Annotated in this window: 17 protein-coding genes; 13 read left to right on the plus strand and 4 right to left on the minus strand. The window is 65.3% G+C overall.

Annotation, left to right across the window (positions count from 1 at the left end; all coding sequences use genetic code 11):
- Positions 1-132: 132 nt before the first annotated feature.
- Entirely contained in the window at positions 133-273 is a 141-nt protein-coding gene (locus tag N511_RS0109880; protein ID WP_009240575.1) for an entericidin A/B family lipoprotein, read from the plus strand.
- Positions 274-346: 73 nt separating this feature from the next.
- On the opposite strand, the gene N511_RS0109885 is transcribed toward N511_RS0109880, so the two are convergent.
- Positions 347-2080: a phospholipase D family protein gene (locus N511_RS0109885; RefSeq protein ID WP_027679145.1), complete on the minus strand. Its 1734-nt coding sequence runs from the start codon at positions 2078-2080 to the stop codon at positions 347-349.
- Between the two features lie 185 nt (positions 2081-2265).
- Between N511_RS0109885 and cls the strand changes: the two genes are divergently transcribed.
- Positions 2266-3699 carry a cardiolipin synthase gene (cls, locus tag N511_RS0109890; protein WP_027679146.1) on the plus strand — a complete coding sequence of 478 codons (1434 nt, stop codon included), beginning with the start codon at positions 2266-2268 and terminating at the stop codon, positions 3697-3699.
- Positions 3700-3790: 91 nt separating this feature from the next.
- Positions 3791-5053, plus strand: coding sequence for an MFS transporter (locus N511_RS0109895; RefSeq protein ID WP_027679147.1), 1263 nt, complete (start codon positions 3791-3793; stop codon positions 5051-5053).
- Here N511_RS0109895 and N511_RS23985 read toward each other — a convergent pair.
- Positions 5008-6072: an AraC family transcriptional regulator gene (locus N511_RS23985; protein ID WP_081785348.1), complete on the minus strand. Its 1065-nt coding sequence runs from the start codon at positions 6070-6072 to the stop codon at positions 5008-5010. The two genes, N511_RS0109895 and N511_RS23985, sit on opposite strands and share 46 nt — an antisense overlap.
- 142 nt (positions 6073-6214) lie before the next feature.
- Here N511_RS23985 and N511_RS0109905 point away from each other — a divergent pair, with 142 nt between their 5' ends.
- The 7 genes from N511_RS0109905 to N511_RS0109935 all read left to right on the plus strand — a co-directional run bounded on the left by N511_RS0109905 (position 6215) and on the right by N511_RS0109935 (position 12845).
- Positions 6215-7270: a 3-keto-5-aminohexanoate cleavage protein gene (locus N511_RS0109905; protein ID WP_027679148.1), complete on the plus strand. Its 1056-nt coding sequence runs from the start codon at positions 6215-6217 to the stop codon at positions 7268-7270.
- A 71-nt stretch (positions 7271-7341) separates the two neighbouring features.
- The gene (locus tag N511_RS0109910) at positions 7342-8679 is read left to right on the plus strand and encodes an MFS transporter (RefSeq protein WP_027679149.1); all 1338 of its coding nucleotides are present in this window, start codon (positions 7342-7344) and stop codon (positions 8677-8679) included.
- Positions 8680-8811: 132 nt separating this feature from the next.
- A complete protein-coding gene (locus N511_RS0109915) occupies positions 8812-9792 on the plus strand; it encodes a quinone oxidoreductase family protein (RefSeq protein ID WP_027679150.1) in 981 nt (326 codons plus the stop codon).
- 9 nt (positions 9793-9801) lie between these two features.
- Entirely contained in the window at positions 9802-10650 is an 849-nt protein-coding gene (locus N511_RS0109920; protein ID WP_027679151.1) for a TauD/TfdA dioxygenase family protein, read from the plus strand.
- Positions 10651-10707: 57 nt separating this feature from the next.
- Positions 10708-11841: a porin gene (locus tag N511_RS0109925; protein ID WP_027679152.1), complete on the plus strand. Its 1134-nt coding sequence runs from the start codon at positions 10708-10710 to the stop codon at positions 11839-11841.
- A 102-nt stretch (positions 11842-11943) separates the two neighbouring features.
- Complete coding sequence (locus tag N511_RS0109930) at positions 11944-12519, plus strand: RBBP9/YdeN family alpha/beta hydrolase (protein WP_027679153.1); 576 nt, start codon at positions 11944-11946, stop codon at positions 12517-12519.
- A 14-nt stretch (positions 12520-12533) separates the two neighbouring features.
- Complete coding sequence (locus tag N511_RS0109935) at positions 12534-12845, plus strand: Rieske (2Fe-2S) protein (RefSeq protein WP_027679154.1); 312 nt, start codon at positions 12534-12536, stop codon at positions 12843-12845.
- 13 nt (positions 12846-12858) lie between these two features.
- On the opposite strand, the gene N511_RS0109940 is transcribed toward N511_RS0109935, so the two are convergent.
- Positions 12859-14226 (minus strand): MATE family efflux transporter, encoded by a 1368-nt coding sequence (locus N511_RS0109940; RefSeq protein ID WP_027679155.1) that lies wholly within the window; start codon positions 14224-14226, stop codon positions 12859-12861.
- Positions 14223-14837 (minus strand): DUF2239 family protein, encoded by a 615-nt coding sequence (locus N511_RS0109945; protein WP_027679156.1) that lies wholly within the window; start codon positions 14835-14837, stop codon positions 14223-14225. The genes N511_RS0109940 and N511_RS0109945 overlap by 4 nt, the downstream gene beginning before the upstream one ends.
- A gap of 240 nt (positions 14838-15077) precedes the next feature.
- On the opposite strand from N511_RS0109945, the gene N511_RS25580 reads away from it, so the two are divergent.
- From N511_RS25580 to N511_RS23995, 3 genes are read left to right on the plus strand one after another with little or no spacing between them, the layout of a single operon-like run.
- Positions 15078-16136 carry a phage late control D family protein gene (locus tag N511_RS25580; RefSeq protein WP_269321390.1) on the plus strand — a complete coding sequence of 353 codons (1059 nt, stop codon included), beginning with the start codon at positions 15078-15080 and terminating at the stop codon, positions 16134-16136.
- Positions 16081-17709, plus strand: coding sequence for a type VI secretion system Vgr family protein (locus N511_RS25585; protein WP_269321391.1), 1629 nt, complete (start codon positions 16081-16083; stop codon positions 17707-17709). Before N511_RS25580 ends, N511_RS25585 begins: the two co-directional genes overlap by 56 nt.
- A gap of 11 nt (positions 17710-17720) precedes the next feature.
- Positions 17721-20231: a T6SS effector phospholipase Tle3 domain-containing protein gene (locus N511_RS23995; protein ID WP_051530882.1), complete on the plus strand. Its 2511-nt coding sequence runs from the start codon at positions 17721-17723 to the stop codon at positions 20229-20231.
- Positions 20232-20291 lie beyond the last annotated feature (60 nt).

Here is a 20291-nt window from a genome sequence, read left to right on the forward strand (position 1 = left end):
AGGCGATAAAAAAGATGCGGGGGACGCACCCCACGTGCGCGGGGTGGCACTAAAATGCGGGTTACGCCACCGCCTTGGTGGCAATCACGCGAACATCGTGCGGGATACCGCACGGCTCACAAGGGGATCGAGATGAAGAAACTGATCGCACTGCTGGCCCTGGGCTGCGCCGTTCTGGCTGGCTGTAACACGATGGCAGGCATGGGCAAGGACATCCAGACGGGTGGCCAGAAGCTCGAAAACGCTGCTGACAACACCAAGCAGAAGATGTAATGAAGCAACGGCCGGGCAACCCCTGGCCTGCACTGCAAAACGCCGCCCTTCGCGGCGTTTTTCTTTTGGGGCCCTACAGCAGTTCTTCCGGCGTAAACGGCGCCAGCAGCTGGATCCACGTCCGGCGGCCCAGGCCCACTTCGGGCTCGTGATCGACGACCACGTCCTTGCCGTTCTGGCGCGTGGTCCAGCGCAGCCGGCCGTCTTCCTTAGTCACCCGATAGGCGCTGTCGCGCACCGAGTCGTCAAACAGCTTGGCCACCGCTTCCGACAGGACCGGGCTGCGGATGATGAGCCCCGTCTCGGTATTCAACCCGATGGAGCGGGGGTCGATGTTCATGGAGCCGACAAACAGCGTGCTGCGGTCCACCACAATTGACTTCACATGCAGGCTCGCCTGCGACGAACGGAACGTGCCGATCATCCTGGGGCGATCGCCCAGCGTCGGTCGCAGCTCGTACAGTTCAACGCCGTCGTCGACCAGCTCGCCACGATATTTGGCATAGCCCACATGCACGATCGGCGCGTCGGTCGCCGCCAGCGAGTTGGTCAGCACACGCAGGCGCACCCCGCGATCCTGCAAACGCTTCGCCACTTCGAGGCCGCCCTTGCCGGGTACGAAATACGGCGAGATCAGCACCACCTCGCGCTTGGCCTCGTCGATCAGACGCAGAAGCGTCTGGGCAAGGCGCTCGCCGCCGGGTTCCACCTTGTCGCCCGACACCTTGGCCGGACGATCGACAATCACCTGCGCGGGCGCCCACTCCAGGCGCAGGCGGCCACGGGCGATCTGGTCGGCGAGGAACCAGTCGCGCGGGGCAGGCTTGAGCGGCAACGGTTGCTCCGGCGCCGGGTTGGCGAGGTCGGTCTGGTTGCGGCGTTGCTCGAGCTGCGAGATGGTCTTGTCAGGCGAGGCCTTGCCGGAACCGGAGCCCGAACCCATGTCGATCGGCCGGGTCGGCACGTCGATATGCTGGGGCGGCCCTTCCGGCCGGTTCGACATCGTCACGGGTGCGGGATAGTTGCCGTCTTTCTGCACGGGCGGATGCGCCGTGCTCGGCTCGGGCGCCAGCGCCTGCACCGGATAGGCAAATTCGCTGTTCCAGTAGGCATCGAACGCCGACGACAATTGCCGCACCGCCGGCCCAGCGGCCAGCACGTCCAGATCGACAAAGTTGGTGGTCTCGTTCTGCGTGAAATACTCGGCGCCCAGATTGCGTCCGCCCGTCACGGCCAGCGCGTTGTCGGCAATGAAGGCCTTGTTGTGCATGCGCCGATTGACGCGCCGGAACTCGGCGGCGCCGCTCAGGTACCGCGTGACGTTCGACATGCGGCCGCCCGGAAACGGGTTGAACAGGCGTACGTCGATGTTCTTGTGCGACGAGAACTTGAGGAACGCCAGATCCCGCCCGTCGCTGTGCAGATCGTCGACCAGCATGCGCACGCGCACGCCGCGTTCGGCAGCGGCCAGCACATGACGCATCAGCTCGCGCACGCTGTTGTCGCTCGCGATGATGAAGTACTGCAAGTCCAGCGTGCGCTCGGCGCGGTCGGCCAGGGTCAGCAACGTGGCGTAGGCTTCTTCGCCCGACGGAATCAGCCGGAAGCCCGACACATCCGTCGACGGCGCATTCGTCTGCACCAGGCGCCCCAGCGAGCTGGCCGACTCGGCGTTCGGCAGCGCCGTCGTAACGGGGCGATCGACGTGCTCGGGCAGGCTGGCGCAGCCGGTCAACAGCGCGATGGCCAGGCAGGCAAACCAGGCGCGCAGATACGCGATCGGGAAGTTCCTCGGGTGCCGTTGCATGTTCGATATCGTGTTGGAGACGGCGCGTCGACAGGACGTCGACTTCACACCAGCATGCGGCGTGCCTGGGCCGACCGCCCCGCCAGACTACGCGAGTTGGCAGCCGCGGCAATATCCGTGTTTGTCCGACGCCACCTGCGGCGTGTCAAAATGGCCCACGGTGCGCCCTCTTCCCGCTGCGTTCGATGCTGACCAACACCACGGCATTTGCTGCCTTTCTCTTTCTTGTGCACTGCGTGGGCGTGCTCGCCGCCATGCATGCCGTGCTGACCGTGCGTACGTCGCAGGGCGCCATCGCGTGGGCCATTTCGCTGGTCACGCTGCCGGAATTCACGCTGATCCCGTACCTGATCTTCGGGCGCAGCACCTTTGCCGGTTACGTGGATGCACGCCGCTTCCACAACGCCCGCCTGCGAGAAATCACCCTGTCCGACGACTGGCGCCGCCTGCGCGACCATGAATCGAGCGTGGTCGCGCCGCAGCACACCTGCATGCAGGCCTTGCCGCGCCTGACCGGCACACCGTGCCTGGCGCGCAACCGCGTACGGCTGCTCGTCAACGGGGCGGAAACCTTCGATGCCATCTTTGCGGCCATTGCGCAGGCGCGCCGGGTGCTGATCGTGCAGTTCTTCATCGTGCACGACGACACGCTCGGCCGCCGACTCGCCGAACTGCTGCTCGACCGCGCGCGGGCCGGGGTGCGCGTGTACTTTCTCTTCGACAGCATCGGCTGCCACGCACTGCCCCGCCACTATGTGCATCGGCTCGTCGAAGGCGGGGTGCACGCCAAGCCGTTCTCCACGCACGCCGGGTTCGTCAACCGCTTCCAGCTCAACTTCCGCAACCACCGCAAGCTCGTCGTGGTGGACGGCGAGCGCGCTTACGTTGGCGGCCACAACGTCGGCAACGAATACATGGGCGAAAAGCCGCCGCTTGCGCCGTGGCGCGATACGCATATCGAGATCGTCGGTGCCGCGGTGATGGACCTGCAGCTCACCTTTGCCGAAGACTGGTACTGGGCCGCCCGCGAAGTGCCGCAGCTGATCGTGCCCGAACTGCGGCCCGAAGAAGACATGGTCTGCCAGGTGGTCGCCAGCGGCCCGGCCGACAAGCAGGAAACCTGCTCGCTGTTCTTCATGGAAGCCATTCAGTCGGCGCGCAAGCGGCTGTGGATCACGTCGCCGTACTTCATTCCGGACGAAGCCGTGTTTGCCGCGCTGCGCCTGGCCGTCCTGCGCGGCGTGGACGTGCGCATCCTGATCCCGTCGCGGCCGGACCATCACATGGTCTTCCTGGCGTCCTCGCTGTACGCGTATCAGGCGATCCGCGCGGGCGTGAAGATTTACCGCTACCTGCCCGGCTTCCTGCACCAGAAGGTCGTGCTGATCGACGACGAGGCTGCCGCCGTGGGCAGCGCCAACCTCGACAATCGCTCGTTCCGCCTGAACTTCGAGCTGATGATCATGACCGCCGATTCGCGCTTCGCCAACGACGTCGCGCAGATGCTCGAAGCCGATTTTGCCGAAGCCGCCCGCGTGGGCCGTGACGAATACGAACACGCACACCCGCTGCGCCGCGTGATCATGCACGTGGCCAAGCTGTTCGCGCCCATCCTGTAGCCACGGTCGCGCTCCGAATTTGCCCGCAAGAAGCGGAGCGCATCCAGACATCGCCGCCCCTACCCTGAGCGAACGTTTTCAGGAGTGTGCGATGTCCGATCCCCATGTCCCTGCTGTCGACCGCCTGCCGCCGGGCTTCAACCGGCTGGCCGGTTCCAACCTGGCCGCCCAGTCTGCCGAGCAGATTGCGCTGGCGGCCATGCCAATGGTTGCTGTGCTCACCCTGCATGCCGACGCCAGCACGGCGAGCTGGCTGCAAGTGGCGCTCACGCTGCCCTTCGTGCTGTTTGCCATTCCCATCGGCATGCTGGCGGACCGTTGGCCCAAGCGCGCGTTGATGGCCGGTGCGGAGGCGGTGCGCGCACTGGCGTTGTTTGCTGTGGCGGGGCTGCTGATGGCCGGGCGGTTGAACCTGACGGCGCTGGCCGCGCTCGGCTTTGTGGCGGTGTGCGGCACGGCGGTGTTCAGCGTGGCAGCCCCGGCGCTGGTGCCGTCGCTCGTGCCGGCCGCGATGCTCGCGCGCGCAAACGGCCGCATCGAATTGGCGCGCACGGTTGCATTTGCGTGCGGCCCGGCCATCGGCGGTGCGTTGATCGGCTGGACGGGCGCGATGGCAGCGTTCGTGCTGGCGGCGGCGTTGTCGGCCATGGCGTCGGCAATGTTGGCCGGCGTGACCGCTCGGGAGCCTGTGGCACCGCGCGCAGCGCATCCGCTGCACGACATTGCGGAAGGCGCGCGCTTCGTGTTTCAGCATCCGCTGCTGCGGCCGGTATTCATCACGCAGTTGGTCTTCACCATGTCCTTCTTCATGGTGTCGGCCATCTTCGTTCCGTATGCGGCGCATCGGTTGAATCTCTCTGCGCAGGCGATCGGGCTGACGCTCGGCATGTACGGCGCGGGCATGGTGATTGGTGCGCTGCTGGCCGCGCGGATTCTCGCGCGCTGGCGTTTCGGCCATGTGGTGGCGACAGGCCCCGTATGCGGACTGGCGGGCGGTGTGCTGCTTGCGGCCACGCTGTGGCAGCCGTGGCCCGCGCTGGCTCAGGCCGGCTTCTTCCTGCTCGGTTGCGGGCCGATTCTTTGGGTGGTGAGCACGACCACGCTGCGGCAGACGGTGACGCCGCCCGCGCTGCTGGCGCGCGTATCCGCAGTCAACGTGATGTCGTATGGTGCTCGACCGGTCGGTGCGGCCATGGCCGCGTGGCTTGCCGCACATGCCGGTGTCGGGGCGTGCCTGCTGGTGGCGATGGCGGGCTTTGCGCTGCAGCTGCTGTGCATCCTGCAATCGCCCGCGGTGCGGCTGGCGCGTCAGCCGCGTGCGGATGACCCGTCGGCCGGGCTGGAGCCTGCCTGAGCCGCGTCGCCAACCCGATCACCGCGCTGCGCATCGCGCCACGCGCGCGGCGTCATGCCAAAGTGGGCGATGAACCAGCGCGTGAACGACGCCTGCCGCGTATAGCCGAGCAGCGCTGCCACCCGCCCGATCCGGTAGCTGGGGTTGGCCATGTAGCGAACGGCAAGGTTGTGCCGCACCTCCTCCACCAGATCGGAGAACGTCATGCCGGCCAATTCCAGCTGCCGCTGCAACGTGCGCACGCTCAGGTGAAGATGATCCGCCACCTGCTCCACCGAGGCTCGCTCCAACGGCAGCAGCAGATAGATCGCGCGACGCACGTCCTGCACCACCGCCTCCTGCGCCGATACATTGAGCGGCTCCGCAAGGCTCTCGGCATAGCGCACAAGCGCCGGATCGGCAGCGGGGTTGGGCGTTTCCAGATCGGCAGCCGCACACACGATGCCGTTGAAGTCGCTGCCGAACACGATGGGGCAGCCGAACACGCGCCTGTGCAGGCTGAGGTCGGCGGGGGCGGTATGTGAGAAGTGAATGCTGCGCGGCTTCCAATGCACGCCGAGCAGCGCACTGCACGTCCGGGCGAGCACGCCGACGGCCAGCTCGTTGGCCTGCCGCAGCGGCACCGGCGTCTCGGTGATGACCTCTTCGCGAATTACCACCATGTCACCGTCGGATTCCAGGTAAATCGCCAGCGCGTCGTTCAACAGGTGGCGGTACTGGATGATGGCCTGCAGCGCCTCGCGCAGCGTGCGCTTATGCGCCAGCAGCAGCCCCAGCACACCGAAATCCAGTTCCTGGCGCGCCTCGGCCATCTGCAGGCCAAGCGTCGGGCACGGGGCACTCGCGGCGGTGATCTCCATCAACTGGCATGTCGCCACCACCGGCACGGGCTGCTCCGGATCGGCCAGCTTGGCCGGGTCCAGCCCAAGCTGCCGAAGGGCTTCCTGCGGGTTGAAACCGAGCCGACGCACGACCTGGAAGTAGCCGTTGAGCGAGCGGGCACGCACCATCGTTTCCATCGATTTCAAGGCGCTCCGAGCCGTGTTGGTGTTTACGCGGAATGGCGCGTAAAGAGAAAAACTTGGCGCCAAATGAGAAATTCAAAGCTACCGCTTCCCTATAGTGAAGTCCAGCCGAGACATCCCCTACAGGAGCCCCCACATGCAATTCCTCGATGATTCGCTGCACCCCGAAAACCAGGACAAGGTTGTCATTACCGTGGCGCCGTACGGCCCGGAATGGATGCCGGAAGATTTCCCCGAAGACATTCCGGTGACGATGGAAGAACAGGTGCAGAAGGCCGTCGATTGCTACAACGCCGGTGCGACGGTCCTGCACCTGCATGTGCGCGAGCTGGACGGCAAGGGCTCCAAGCGGCTGTCGAAATTCAACGAGCTGATTGCCGGCGTGCGCGCGGCGGTGCCCGACATGATCATCCAGGTCGGCGGCTCGATTTCGTTTGCGCCGGAAGACGAAGGGCAAGCCGCCAAGTGGCTGTCCGACGACACCCGCCACATGCTGGCCGACCTGACGCCCGCGCCCGACCAGGTGACCGTGGCCGTCAACACCACGCAGATGAACATCATGGAGCTGCTGTATCCGGCCTACCTGGAAGGCACGTCGCTGGCCAACCCCGCGCTGGCCGCCGCCTATGCGGAGATGACCGTGCCCGCCGGCCCCGCCTGGCTGGAGGAACACCTGCGCCGCCTGCAGGCCGCCGGCGTGCAGCCGCACTTTCAGCTGACCGGCATCCACGCGCTGGAAACGCTGGAGCGCGTCGTCCGCAAGGGCGTCTACAAGGGCCCGCTCAACCTGACGTGGATCGGCATTGGCGGCGGCTTCGACGGCCCCAATCCGTTCAACTTCTTCAACTTCATCCACCGCGCCCCGGATGGCTGCACGCTGACGGCCGAGTCGCTGCTCAAGAACGTGCTGCCCTTCAACATGATGGCCATGGCAATGGGCCTGCATCCGCGCTGCGGCATTGAAGACACGATCATCGATCAGCACGGCAAGCGCATGACGTCCGTGCAGCAGATCGAGCAGTGCGTGCGCGTGGCCCGTGAACTGGGCCGCGAGGTTGCCAGCGGCAAGGAGGCCCGCGCCATCTACCGCATTGGCGTGCAATATGACAGCGTGGAAGAAACGCTGGCGAAGAACGGCATGTCTCCCAACCGTGCCCCCAACGTGAAGAACCTGCCGCTGCGCGCGGCTTAAACTGAACGCCGCAGCATCACCGGGCCAACACAGGCGGCGCTCAACGCAAGCGCCGCCACTCGGAGACAACCATGAATCTGCATGCCGCCGACCCGCGCGCAGACCACGACGACTACCTCGTCAGCCGCCCCCAGGCGTGGTTTGCGTTTGCGATGACCTTTGCACTGATGCTGTTCGATTACATCGACCGGCAAGTCATCGTGTCGCTGTTTCCGCATCTGAAAACCGCCTGGGCGCTGTCCGACAAGCAGCTTGGCGCGCTCGTCTCGGTCATCTCGATCGTGGTGGCGGTGGGCGGCTTGCCGGTGGCGCTGCTGGCGGACCGCTTCAGCCGCGTCAAGAGCATCGTCGTGATGGCCACCGTATGGAGCCTCGCAACGATCTCGTGCATGTTCACGCGCAATTACGCACAGCTGTTCACCGCCCGTGCCATTGTTGGCGTGGGCGAGACGGGCTACGGCTCGGTGGGCGCGGCGCTCATTGCCAGCCTGTTCCCCAAACGCCTGCGCGCCACGTTGATGGGCGCCTTCTTTGCGGCGGCCTCCGTCGGTTCGGTGTTGGGCGTGCTGCTCGGCGGCGTGATTGCAGCGCGCTGGGGCTGGCAAGCGGCGTTCGGCGTGGTGGGCGTACCGGGGCTGGTGCTGGCGTTGCTGTATGTGTTCGTGCCGGATTACAAAACGGTGGCGATCGCGCCGGGCAACGGGCACGTGCGGCAGCCTGCAGGCACGCTCCTGCAGCGCGTGGCGGGCGCGCTGACCAGTTCGCGCACGCTCTGGTGGACGTGCCTGGGCGCTGCCTTCCAGTTGATCGTCGTGTCGACCATCTGGTCGTGGCTGCCGAGCTACCTGAATCGCTATCACGGCACGCCGCCGGACCGCGCCGCCATGCAAGCCGCGCTGGTGGTGCTGTGCGGCGCGCTGGGCGCCTTCGTGTGGGGCGTGGTGGCCGATGTGGTCGCGGCACGCCGCCAGCGCAACCGGCTGATTGCGGTGGCGGTGCTGGCGGTGGTCACGCTGCTCGTCTTCATGACGGCGTTCGGTACCGCCATGCCGGCCAACCAGCAGTTCCTCATGATCGCCTTCGGCGGCTTCCTGATGACGTGCACGGTCGCGCCGGCTTCGAGCGTGGTGTTCGACGTGGTACACCCCGGCGTGCGCTCGACAGGCGCCGCGGTGCTGTCGCTGTTCCAGAACCTGTTCGGCCTGGCGATCGGGCCGTTTGTGGGCGGCGCCATGTCCGATGCATGGGGCCTGCAGACCGCCCTGGCCGTGATGCCGGTCTTCGGCGTGGTGGCTGCAGCCTGCTTCTTGCTGGCCGCACGCAGCTACGAAGCTGAACTCAAGCGCGTGGCCAACGTGTCGATCGACGCGGCACCTTCCGCCGCACCCGCCGCCGTGGCTTCCGCATGACAGCCTTGCTCCGCTAACCGCGCGCCGCCTTCAAGGCACCCCATCCCCTCTCCGCTTTGACCGCGTCTCCTCAGCGAGCCGCGCGGGCGGCGCGCACCCCGAACATCTGAAAAAGTAATCCAGGAGATATCCATGGCAACCGCAATCCGCTTTCATGAAACCGGCGGCCCCGAGGTCTTGCGCTGCGAGACCGTGGAGGTCGGCCAACCCGGCCCGGGGCAGGTCCGTCTGCGCCACGAGGCCGTCGGCCTGAACTTTGCCGACACCTACTTCCGCTCGGGGCTCTACCCCGTGCCGCGCCCGGCCGGCATGGGCGTTGAGGCGGCAGGCATCGTTGAAGCCGTCGGCGATGGCGTGGCCAATGTCGCCGTGGGCGATCGCGTGACCTACACGGGCTTCATCAACACGTTGGGCGCGTACAGCACGGAACGCCTCATTCCGGCCGCACCGCTCATCAAGCTGCCCGCCGCCATCGCGTGCGAAACCGCCGCCGCGATGACCATGCGCGGCCTGACGTCGGCCTACCTGCTGCGCCGCATCTACCCGTTTGCGAAGGGCAACACGATCCTGCTGCATGCGGCCGCCGGCGGCGTGGGGCTGATCGTCTCGCAGTGGGCCAAGCTGCTCGGGCTGACGGTGATCGGCACGGTATCGAGCGAAGCCAAGGCGGACATCGCCCGCGCGCACGGCTGCGACCACGTCATCAACTACGCGCACGAAGACGTTGCAAAGCGCGTGCGCGAACTCACCGATGGCTTGGGCGTGAACGTGGTGTTCGACAGCGTCGGCAAGGCCACCTTCGATGCCTCGCTCGATTCGCTCAAGCGACGCGGCCTGATGGTGTGCGTCGGCACGGCGTCTGGCCCGATCCCGCCATTCAACCCGCAGCTGCTGGCGATGAAGGGATCGCTTTACCTCACGCGTCCGGCCCTGGCCGATTACATCGCCGATCCGGCCGAGAAAGCCGAGCTTGCCGGCGAGCTGTTCGATCACGTCGCCGCCGGTCGCATCAAGATCGAAATCCACCAGCGCTATGCGTTGGAAGATGCCGTGCAGGCGCACCGCGATCTGGAAGCACGCAAGACGACGGGGTCGTCCGTCTTCGTCATCTGAGGGGCCGTCATGCGCATTGAACAACTGACCAACGCCCTGGGTGCCGAGCTGACCGGCGTGCAATTGCGCGACGCCATCGAAGACGATGGCCTGTTCGGCGAGATCCGCGCCGCGCTGCTCAAGCACCGCGTGATCTTCCTGCGCGACCAGGACCTGAGCCGCGCGCAGCACGTCGCGTTTGCCCGCCGCTTCGGCGATCTGGAAGACCACCCCGTGGCCGGCAGCGACCCCGAACACCCGGGCCTCGTGCGCATCTACAAGACGCCCGATCACCCAAACGACCGCTACGAAAACTGCTGGCACGCCGACACCACCTGGCGCGAGGCGCCGCAGTTCGGCGCTGTGCTGCGCTGCGTGGAATGCCCGCCCGTTGGCGGCGACACCATGTGGGCCAACATGGTGCTGGCCTACGAAAACCTGCCCGAAGACGTCAAGCACGACATTGCCGGCCTGCGCGCGCGCCACAGCATCGAGGCAAGCTTTGGCGCGGTCATGCCGATCGAAAAGCGTCTCGCGCTCAAGGCGCAATATCCCGATCCGGAACATCCTGTGGTGCGCACGCACCCCGAGACCGACGAGAAGGTGCTGTATGTGAACGGCTTCACGACACACTTCACGAACTACCACACACCGGCGCGCGTGCGCTTCGGACAGGACGCCACCGGCGGCGCGTCGGAGCTGCTGCGCTACCTCATCAGCCAGGCCTACATTCCTGAATACCAGGTGCGCTGGCGCTGGAAACCGAACAGCGTGGCGATCTGGGACAACTCCGCCACGCAGCACTACGCCGTCATGGATTACGCGCCGTGCCATCGCAAGATGGAGCGTGCCGGCATCATCGGCGGGAAGCCGTTCTAACGACCGTCGGGACACATCGGACCCGTCGGCGATCACACCAAGAGGAGACCCTGCAACATGAAGACGAAGCACCTCGCCCCCGCGGCGCTGCTGGCCTGTGCCGGCGCGGCCTGTGCGCAATCCGGCGTCACGCTGTACGGCGTCATCGACACCAACATCGAATATGCGACGAACCTGCCGGGCGCCACACCGGGCAGCTCGGGCAATCGCGTGTCGATGCAAAGCGGCGGGTTGTCAGGCTCGCGCTGGGGCCTGCGCGGCGTGGAGGATCTGGGCGGCGGACTGAGCGCGCTGTTCGTGCTGGAAAGCGGCTTTGCGAGCGACACGGGCCAATCGCAGCAAGGCGGACGGCTGTTCGGGCGTCAGGCCTACGTTGGGCTCAAGAGCAGCACGGTCGGACAGCTCACCTTCGGCCGCCAGTACACGACGCTGTTCCAGTTGCTGGCCAACTTCGAGCCGATGGCGTATTCCACGCAATACGAACCGGCGGCCGTGCAGACCGGCGTCAATTTCCGCTCCGACAACACGGCGATGTACACGGGCAACTTCGGCCCGGTGACGGCGCAGGCCCATTGGTCGTTCGGCACCGGCGCGCCGAGCACCAACCCGACCGGCGGCGGCAACGGCGAAGTGCCCGGCCAGGCGCGGCGCGACAGCGGCTACGGCGCGGGGGTGGCCTATTCGGCGGGGCCCCTGGGCGCCACGCTCGCGTACGACCAGTACAACCCGAGCACGCCGCTGGGCGGCGGCGCATTCAGCTCCGGCACGTTGCGCAAGGCAGCGCTGGCGGGCAGCTACCTCGTTGGCGACGTGTTCAAGATCATGGGCGGCTACCGCTGGGGCCAGAACAAGAACGCCAACGGCAGCGTGGCACTGCGCGACGACTACTTCTGGGCCGGCGCCAACTACCAGGCGACGAACGCGCTGATGCTCTCGCTCGAATACTCGTATCAGAAAATCAAGACCATCAACAGCGCACCGTCGACACAGGCCAACCCGTGGCAGGTCGCGTTCATTGCCGACTACACGCTTTCCAAGCGCACCGACCTGTATCTGACGACGGCGTATGCGCGCAACGCAGGCCTCGCGCTGGATCAGGCCACGGTGGATCTCAACGCCACGGGCTATGGCCTCGCCGCGGGCAAGACCAGCATGCTGGGCGCGGCCGTCGGCATCCGTCACAAGTTCTGAGCGGCCGGTCTCCAAAAGCACCACGGGAGGCGGACTCCGCCGTCTCCCCGGTCGGCATTCGAGGAGGGCGACCTCCTCGTTTTTTCTGCATGGCGTTTCATCATGACGTTGTCCAACACCGCTTCCACCCTCCTCTTCGTACCCGGCCTGCGCGACCACGTAGCCGAACACTGGCAGACGTTGCTCGAAGCCGAACTCCGGGCGGCAGGCCACAAGGCTGCGTCGGTCCCGCCGCTGGAGGTCGACAGGTTGAGCTGCGCAGCACGGGTCGCAGCGTTGGACAAGGCCGTCAGCGCCATCGACGGTCCGGTGATTCTGGCAGCGCACAGCGCGGGCGTGATGATCACCGTGCATTGGGCCCGGCGGCACACGCGCAAGATCCACGGCGCTTTGCTGGCCACGCCGGCCGATCTCGACACGCCCCTGCCTTCGGCCTACCCCACGCAGGACGTGCTGCAAGAAAACGGCTGGCTGCCTTGCCCGCGGCATCCCCTGCCGTTTCCAAGCATCGTCGCCGCGAGCAGGAACGACCCGCTGGCCTCGTTCGAACGCGTGGCCGGCATGGCCGCCGACTGGGGCAGCCGTCTGGTCGATCTCGGGGAGGTCGGACACCTCAATCCGGCATCGGGCTTCGGCCCGTGGCCGGGGGCACAGGCACTCATCGCTGCCCTGCGCTGACTCGGGAGGCCAGCATGTCGCACGCGGTGTCGATCCCCTTGGCGGAACTGCCGCAGGGTCAACGCAAGCTCATATGGATGGCAGACAGGTGCATCGCGCTGTTCAACATCGACGGCGCGGTCTACGCCATCGACAATGCGTGCCCGCATCAAGGAGCCGCGTTGGCCAACGGGCCACTGGAGGGCACGTGGCTGCGGTGCCCCGCGCATGGCCTGCGCTTCAATCTGGCGGCACCGGCGGCGGGCCTGTGCCTGACGCATGTGCCGATCAGCATCGCCGACGACACGCTGACCGTCACGCTCGGCGGCCCGCCAAACAGCGCCTAGCTCCGCGCGCCCATCACACCATGCGGCGGATGCCGAACCGCTGCGCGCGGCGTCGCCACACAAGCGCGTAATACAGCCCCTGCATCACGAACATGGCGAGGAAGGCAGCCGGATACGCAGCCCAGATGCCGTCGGTGCCGATATGGCGGCTCAGCACCCAGGCCACCGGCACTTCCACCGCCGCAATGGCGAGGATGGAAATCGCCGTGGGCGCCATCACCGTGCCGCTTGAGCGCATCACGCCCGAGAAGACGCTCGCCATGCCAAAGATGACCGAGCTCCACAGCGAAATGTGCAGCAGGCTCTGGGCAAGGCTCATCACTTCCGTGTTCGTGGTGAACCAGCCGATGACGGCGCGCGAGAACAGCATCGCCATCAGCACCAGCACGCCGGTAATGGCCACGTTGAGCCACAGTCCCGTGCGCGTGATGGCGTCCAGCCGCTCCGTATTGCCCGAACCGATGGCCTGCGCCCCGAGAATGGACGCCGTGATCGCAATCGACATGGCGGGAAACTGCACGTAGCTGATGATCTGCGTGCCGGCGCCGTACGCAGCCGTCGCGTCGGAGCCGAAGCCGTTGACGAAGGACAGCAGCGCCAGCTCGGCAATCGAAATGACCACAAGCTGCACGCCCGTCGGCACGCCGATCCGCAGCACGGTTTGGAGCACACCCAGATCGACCCACAGATGCCGCGCCAGCACGGCATCGGGCGCGAGCGGATGGTTGCGGCGGCGCAGGAAGAACGCGAGCCACACCAGCGCGACCGTGAACGAGATGATGGTCGCCGCGGCGCCGCTTGCCACACCCAGCTGCGGCAAGCCGAACCAGCCGCGAATGAAGGTCGGCGTCAGCACCAGCCCGATCGCCGTCGACAGCGCGAGCGTGCGCAGCGGCGTGCGTGTGTCACCCACGCCGCGCATCATCGCCGTGGCCAGCAGGTAGACGAACAGGCCCGGCATGGCATAGAGCATGACGCTAGCGTAGAGCGTGGCGTCTTGCAGGATGTCGGCCGGCGTGCCGAGCCACCCCAGCAGCGCGTTGGCGAAGGGGCCGCCCAGCAGTGCCACCGCCAGCCCGACGATGAAGCCCACCGACAACGTTGTCCCGGCCACGGTCTTGACCGCCTCGGGCTTCTTGGCGCCCCACGCTTGCCCGATCAGCACCGCCGCACCGGACCCGAGCCCGATGATGAAAGCGATGAAGAAGAACAGGATCGGGAAGAACGCCGACACCGCGGCGAGTGCCTTCACGCCCAGCATGTGCCCCACATAGACGTTGTTGAGCGTGCCCGACAACGATTGCAGGATGTTGGCCAGGATCAGCGGGCCGAGGAATGCGATGAATGTTCGCCACAACGGGCGAGCGGCAGGCGCTGTCATGCAGCCTCCTGTTGAGGATTGAAGGCCCGGCTTGCCAGTTCGCGTGCAAAGTCGCGCACGTCGGCGGGCCAGGAGTGTGTGAGGGACTCGAACGCCGCGGCATCTGCGGCAAACAGGGCGCGCGTGGCCTCTTCAAAGCCCGCGGCGTTGCCGGCCATCGCCGACATGAAGCGGTACGCCGCCTCTTGCGCAGTCCGGCGGCGGTCGGCGCCTTCGGCAGCGCGCCGGGCATCTTCCACGAGCTTGCGCAGCGTAACCGATGCCCCGCCCGGCTGCGCGGCCAGCCAGTCCCAGTGGCGCGGCAGCAAGGTGACCTCGCGCGCAATCACGCCCAGCTTGGGGCGGCCAGGACCACGCGGGCGACTATCGGACTCTGCCGGTTGCGTGGCAGACGGTGCGGTTGGATCGAGGCGCGCAAGCACGTCTTCCACTGTGCCGCGCAAGTCGAATTCCACGGGCTGTGCGGTGGTGCGGTCAAACACCAGCACCTGCGATTCGGGGTATGCATCGACGTGGATCTTGACGGCCCGGGCGACGTCGCGGACGGGCCCGGCGGCCAGGCACTGCGTGCCGGCAAACGCCGTGCAGATCACAACGGGTGTGGGATGCATGAACTTGCTCCAGAAATACAATGAGCCAAATTCTATCCGGGTTAAATTAGATAAGCAATATCGCCCGGGTGAAAAAGCTGATTTAGTTAAGGAATAGTTAGCCGGCGCACGCCCACGCGTATCCGTACACGGGCAGCTCACCGCCGCCCAACGCATTGCGTCAAGTTTCGTCAATTCCATTCCGGTAGCGCGACAGAGCCACGAGGATGTTTCCTCTTGACCTCTACTGGGAGACCGCTCGTGAGCCAAAGCGCCGCTCGCATCAATCGCCCCGCGAACGTAACCAACACCATCCCTCGATCCGATCCTCACCGCACAGTCAAAGCCACGAGTGCTGCGATCCCCGAGTTGCTGGGCGTGCCGCAGTTGGAGTTCGTGCGCGTGAGTGGGCGCGAAGCCCTGAGCGAGCTGTTCACCTACACGGTCGACCTGCGCCCCGTTTCTGTTGGCGCAGCGCAAGCCATGCTCGAATCGGATCTGGACGACGCCATCGGCCTGGAGATGACGCTGACGATTGAGTTGGACGGCATCGGCACCGGCCTGATGGGTGGTGTTGGCGCCGGCGAGCGCCAAATTACTGGCGTCATCAGCGCTGTCGAACAAGTTGGCGGTGTGAGCGACAACCGCCTCTACCGCTACACCCTGCGCCCCTGGCTCTGGCTCGCCACCCAGACCGCCGACTACAAAGCCTTCCAGAACAAAAGCGTCATCGACATCCTTGATGAAGTCCTGGCCGACTACACCTTCAGCGTCGACAAACGCCTGGACGAGAGCGCCTTCCCCAAACTCGAATGGGAAGTCCAGCACGGCGAAACGGATTTCGCCTTCCTCCAACGCCTCACCGAAGAATGGGGCATCACCTACTTCTTCGAACACGATGGCGGCCACCACCGCCTCGTGCTGGTGAGCGAATCCGGCGCCTGGCGTAGATTTCCCAGCGCTGCGTATCACACGCTGCCGATCTACCCGCAGGGCTTCAAGGTTGACGAAGAGCACCTCACCCGGTTCGAACCCATCAATCGCCTGCGCACCGGCAAGGTCACCCTCAAAGACTACGACCCGCGCCAGCCCAAGGCCGATCTCACCACCGGCGACAGCTTGCCGCGTGACACGTACCACTCCGAGTTCGAACGCTACGAATATGACCCCGGCGTCTACACAAGCCGAGACATCGGCAGCCAGCGCGCCCGCATCCGCATGGAAGAGCGCCGCGCCAAAGGCCGCCGCATGCGTGGCGCAGGCGGTGCGTGGCGTCGCTGCCGGCTGCACCTACCAGATCGCCAACCACGACAAGGATGATCTCAATCGGGAATTCCTCGTCGTCAGCACCGAGCTTGAACTCGAAGACGTCGCCGTCCAATCGGGCAGCATCCAGCGTTACGCCTGTCATGTCCGCTTTGAAGCCCACCCGACGGATGAAGTCTTCCGCCCGCCGCTGACCACCGCCAAACCGCGCGTCAAGGGTATTCAGCGCGCCGTCGTCACCGGCCCCGAGAACCAGGAAGTCTGGACCAACGACTTCGGCTGCGTCAAAGTCCAGTTCGAATGGGACCGCTACGGCCAATACGACCAGAACAGCTCCCCCTGGATACGCGTCGCCAATGGCTGGTCTGGTGACCAGTTTGGCGCCATGCACATCCCGCGCATCGGACAGGAGGTGCTCGTTGACTACCTCAACGGCGACCCGAATACGCCGATCATCATTGGGCGGGTGCCGAATCAGTTGAATCTGCCGCCGTGGCAACTGCCTGGCCAGCATGCGCTCAGTGGTATCGCCAGCAAAGAACTGTTCGGCAAGCGGCGCAACCACCTGTTGATGGACGACACGCAAGGCCAGATCCAGGCACAACTGTCGTCAGACCACCAGACCAGTCAGCTCAACCTTGGCTATCTGACTGGGGTGCCTGGCAACCCGGGGCGCAAAGACCAGCGAGGCGAAGGCTTTGATCTGCGCACCGATGGGCAGGGTGCTATCCGTGGTGCCAAGGGTTTGCTCCTCACCACCGAAGGGCAGATTGCTGCCGTGGGCGGCCACCTCGACCGGCAAGAGTTCATCCGCTGCATGGAGGCCGCGCTCGAAGCCGCCAAATCGTTGGGTGAGTACAGCAGCCAGCACGAAGCCCTGAAAACCGACGCCGGTCCGCAATCGACCCTCACGAAAGCCATTGAGGAATGGGATGCCGGGGCCAACAACCATCAGGACAAGCCAGGCCGAGGTGGCCAGCCCCTGCTGGGCGCCTACGCGCCAGCTGGGATCGGCTTGGCTACACCCAAAAGCCTGACCAGCTACGCGGGCCAGCACATCGACACCGTATCCAAGCTGAACCAGCAGCAAACGGCAGGACAGCAGTACCTCGTCAACGCCGGCACCGGCATCAGCCTGTTTGCCCACAGCGGTGAATGGAAGGGCATCGCTCACCAGGGACAGCTTGTGCTGCAAGCGCAGCAGAAGAGCATCACCTCCAATGCCAAGCAGGATGTGGTCGTCACCGCCACGGACGGCACGATCGTGCTCAATGCCAAGACAGGCATCACGCTCATGAGCGGCAACGCGGGGATCCGGATTGCGGGTGGGAAGGTCGAGGCCTTTGGGCCGACGCTCATCCACCTGCATACGGGGAACTTTGATGTGCCGCCGGCACAGGGCATTGACGGAGCGCTGCCGCAGTTTGATTCGGGCGACACCAAGCGCAGCTTTGCGCTGGTGCGCGAGATCGATGGCGAACCGATTTCCAGCACCGCATACACCTTGACCACTGCCGATGGCAGCGTGGTTGGCAACGGTGTTGCCGCGGATGGCGTCACCCCGGAATCAACCTTGCAGCAGATCGAACACCTGCAAGCCGCCTTCAAGCTTCCCAAACTGTTCTGAGCACCTGCACCGTGAGCACACAAGAATTCAGCCTCTCCGAAACGAACGTCATCGCCCGCGCCCGCGACATCACGCTGCCCGGTGGTGGCGTGTGTAAGACCCCATTCAACGCGCTGCCCGGCATCATCATCTTCGTGCACGGCGTCAATTCCACGGGCGAGTGGTTCGATGCCACCGAAGCGGGGTTGTGCCAGGGACTGAATGAACGCCTGCACCGTAGCGAGTTCGACCAGGCACATGACACCAGCCTTGCCGCTTTGCTACATGCCGCGCGGTATGGGCCCGAACTCACCCCTGACGGCTACCTCGCTCGGACCAAGAGCGACACTGGCGTGCCAGCCAGCGAGTTCGTCAGTGACGAAGCTGCCAGCCCGGTGATCCGCTTCCGGTGGGGATTTTCCGCTAATCAATCCGACTTGAAAAAGGTCGGCCCTAACATCCTGCTCGACGAAGACAACGCCTGGGGCGGTGGCCCATTTGCGAACGGTTGCACCGCGCTGCCCGACATGTGGGGCAGCGGTACCGCCACCGACTTGCTGATGGGCCTGACCGTACAAGACCTCAACACCGAGAGCAGTCGCCTCGTCTTCGACTGCCCGCCCCGGCACTACCAGGCGCACGCCGCGTGGCGTCTTGCCGCTCTCGTCGCGGAGGCACGCAAGCGGCATCGGAATGAATACGACGGCGCGAAAGAATGCCCCATCACCATCGTCTGTCACAGCCAGGGCAACATGGTCGGCATTGCCTCTGCCTTCATCGGCAAGGCAAGGTTTGGTGGCGACGGCGTGGCCGATACCTACATCCTCGCCAATCCGCCTTACGGCGTGTTGCCCAACTTCTTTGACAACTTCGCGCAATACGATGAAGTCACGGGAGAGGGACGCGTCACCGTCTTGGCGCGGCGCAAGACGCTGGACTCGTTCTTTGGCATCGTCAACGAACGTAAGGGCAAGACCGGCAACCTTGCCAGCCCCGCTTGTGTTGATCTCTACCTGAGCAACAAAAAGGCGCCGTGGAGCCAAGCGCAAGACCAGAAGACCTACCCGACACACGGCAACGTCTTTCTCTACGCCAACCCGCATGACCAGGTGATTGGCGTCGCTTCGGTCATGGGCATGGGGTGGCTGGGCTTGCCGCAGGCCGTACTCGCAGGCAAGGACGACGACGCGGGCGACAAGCCCCACGTTTTCAAACACGCACACGGCGTGCTCTACCAACGCATCTGGGCGCAGGGCAACCCGCTCAAGTACAAGACCGAACCCTTCAAGGTGGGTGTCGCCCCCGGTCAGGATTTCGTCTACTACGACAAATACCACCCTGAGCGGGCCGACACCATTCAAGGCAAGAGCGGCGCCTTCTGGCTGCGCACACCGCTCAACGCCCACGTCCACTTCACACGGCCCTGGAAAGACAATCGGCGCAGCATCCCCTCGAAGATCGGTGCCACCTTCATCGGTGGCGTCATCACCCTTGGCGGCGTTCTCATCAAAGTGCTCACCCTGGGTCAGAAGGGCGATATCCCCGTCAACGCCGATCCACCCGACGGCTGGAAGGTCAATATCAACGCTCACGCCGTGCCCAACCCGGTGGTACCTATTGCGCACCACCTGTACCACCCGCAAACCGACGCCACCGGCCAGCAGCCCAAGGACGACGGGCAAGCACGGCTGGACGGCGGAACGCCCGCCAGCGGCAAGGTGGCAGGCGTTTTCGACCAAGGCCCGCAATCGCACACCGACGCACTCCACCGCGGTGCCAGGACCAATGACATCTATGACCAATACCGCGTACAGGGCCAGGGCGGTGTTGGGGACGAAGCCGCGCTGCGCTACGAGCACAACGCCAGCGTGCGCCAGCTTGCGCGCGGCGTGCGAGGCAACCCATTTGACAGCGCCATCGACCAGATGCGCCGCGGCGGCGACCTCTCGGGCGAAAAGCATGCCGCCTTCCGCCAGTTCGATCAGAACGTGCGCGAAGACTTTTTGAAGCAGGCCGTCAACCTGAACGCCAGCAACCACTCCACCATCCTCACCAACCCCGAGCACGCCAGGAGGGTGCTGGCCTACGACGTGAATGTCGGGTTGAACGTGCTGCCCGTGCGTCAGATGAACTGGCTGCGGCAATTTGCGGACTGGCGGTATGGGGATCCGAAGGATCCGGTGATGGCGGAGTGGTGTCCGTACTACCGAACCGGGCGATTGCCTCAAAACATGAGGCTTGAAAAGCACGAGGACTACCAATCCGAAACCCCCGCAACGCTTGGTATCGACACTGAGCGCAGCAACAGCGGCGGGTTCATACAAAGCTACCGCGAACCACACCCCGAGCCGGTAATGCTGCGCGAGCGCAGCCCGGGCGAGGAGTTGCGCGAAGCTCGTCGTGCCGAGCTACTGCGGCAACGGCAGCACCCAAGCGACATTGATCGAGTCTTTGGATCGGGCAACGCGCCGCAGCACGAACTTCCTGGGCCGAGTCGCTCCGAAATTGACCATGTCTTTGGATTGGATACCCCCAATGAATGACCTTCAGCCAAACCGCCCACGCCGGGCGACGCTCGCCGGCCTGTTGGCCGCCACCCTGCT

Source organism: Ralstonia sp. UNC404CL21Col (assembly GCF_000620465.1).
GTDB classification, from domain to species: domain Bacteria; phylum Pseudomonadota; class Gammaproteobacteria; order Burkholderiales; family Burkholderiaceae; genus Ralstonia; species Ralstonia flatus.

What these genes read in the sequence shown, in the direction of transcription:
- N511_RS0109880 (WP_009240575.1), top strand. Translation starts at nt 133, where the DNA reads ATGAAGAAACTGATCGCACTGCTGGCCCTGGGCTGCGCCGTTCTGGCT.
- N511_RS0109885 (WP_027679145.1), bottom strand. Translation starts at nt 2,080, where the DNA reads ATGCAACGGCACCCGAGGAACTTCCCGATCGCGTATCTGCGCGCCTGG.
- cls (WP_027679146.1), top strand. Translation starts at nt 2,266, where the DNA reads ATGCTGACCAACACCACGGCATTTGCTGCCTTTCTCTTTCTTGTGCAC.
- N511_RS0109895 (WP_027679147.1), top strand. Translation starts at nt 3,791, where the DNA reads ATGTCCGATCCCCATGTCCCTGCTGTCGACCGCCTGCCGCCGGGCTTC.
- N511_RS23985 (WP_081785348.1), bottom strand. Translation starts at nt 6,072, where the DNA reads ATGGAAACGATGGTGCGTGCCCGCTCGCTCAACGGCTACTTCCAGGTC.
- N511_RS0109905 (WP_027679148.1), top strand. Translation starts at nt 6,215, where the DNA reads ATGCAATTCCTCGATGATTCGCTGCACCCCGAAAACCAGGACAAGGTT.
- N511_RS0109910 (WP_027679149.1), top strand. Translation starts at nt 7,342, where the DNA reads ATGAATCTGCATGCCGCCGACCCGCGCGCAGACCACGACGACTACCTC.
- N511_RS0109915 (WP_027679150.1), top strand. Translation starts at nt 8,812, where the DNA reads ATGGCAACCGCAATCCGCTTTCATGAAACCGGCGGCCCCGAGGTCTTG.
- N511_RS0109920 (WP_027679151.1), top strand. Translation starts at nt 9,802, where the DNA reads ATGCGCATTGAACAACTGACCAACGCCCTGGGTGCCGAGCTGACCGGC.
- N511_RS0109925 (WP_027679152.1), top strand. Translation starts at nt 10,708, where the DNA reads ATGAAGACGAAGCACCTCGCCCCCGCGGCGCTGCTGGCCTGTGCCGGC.
- N511_RS0109930 (WP_027679153.1), top strand. Translation starts at nt 11,944, where the DNA reads ATGACGTTGTCCAACACCGCTTCCACCCTCCTCTTCGTACCCGGCCTG.
- N511_RS0109935 (WP_027679154.1), top strand. Translation starts at nt 12,534, where the DNA reads ATGTCGCACGCGGTGTCGATCCCCTTGGCGGAACTGCCGCAGGGTCAA.
- N511_RS0109940 (WP_027679155.1), bottom strand. Translation starts at nt 14,226, where the DNA reads ATGACAGCGCCTGCCGCTCGCCCGTTGTGGCGAACATTCATCGCATTC.
- N511_RS0109945 (WP_027679156.1), bottom strand. Translation starts at nt 14,837, where the DNA reads ATGCATCCCACACCCGTTGTGATCTGCACGGCGTTTGCCGGCACGCAG.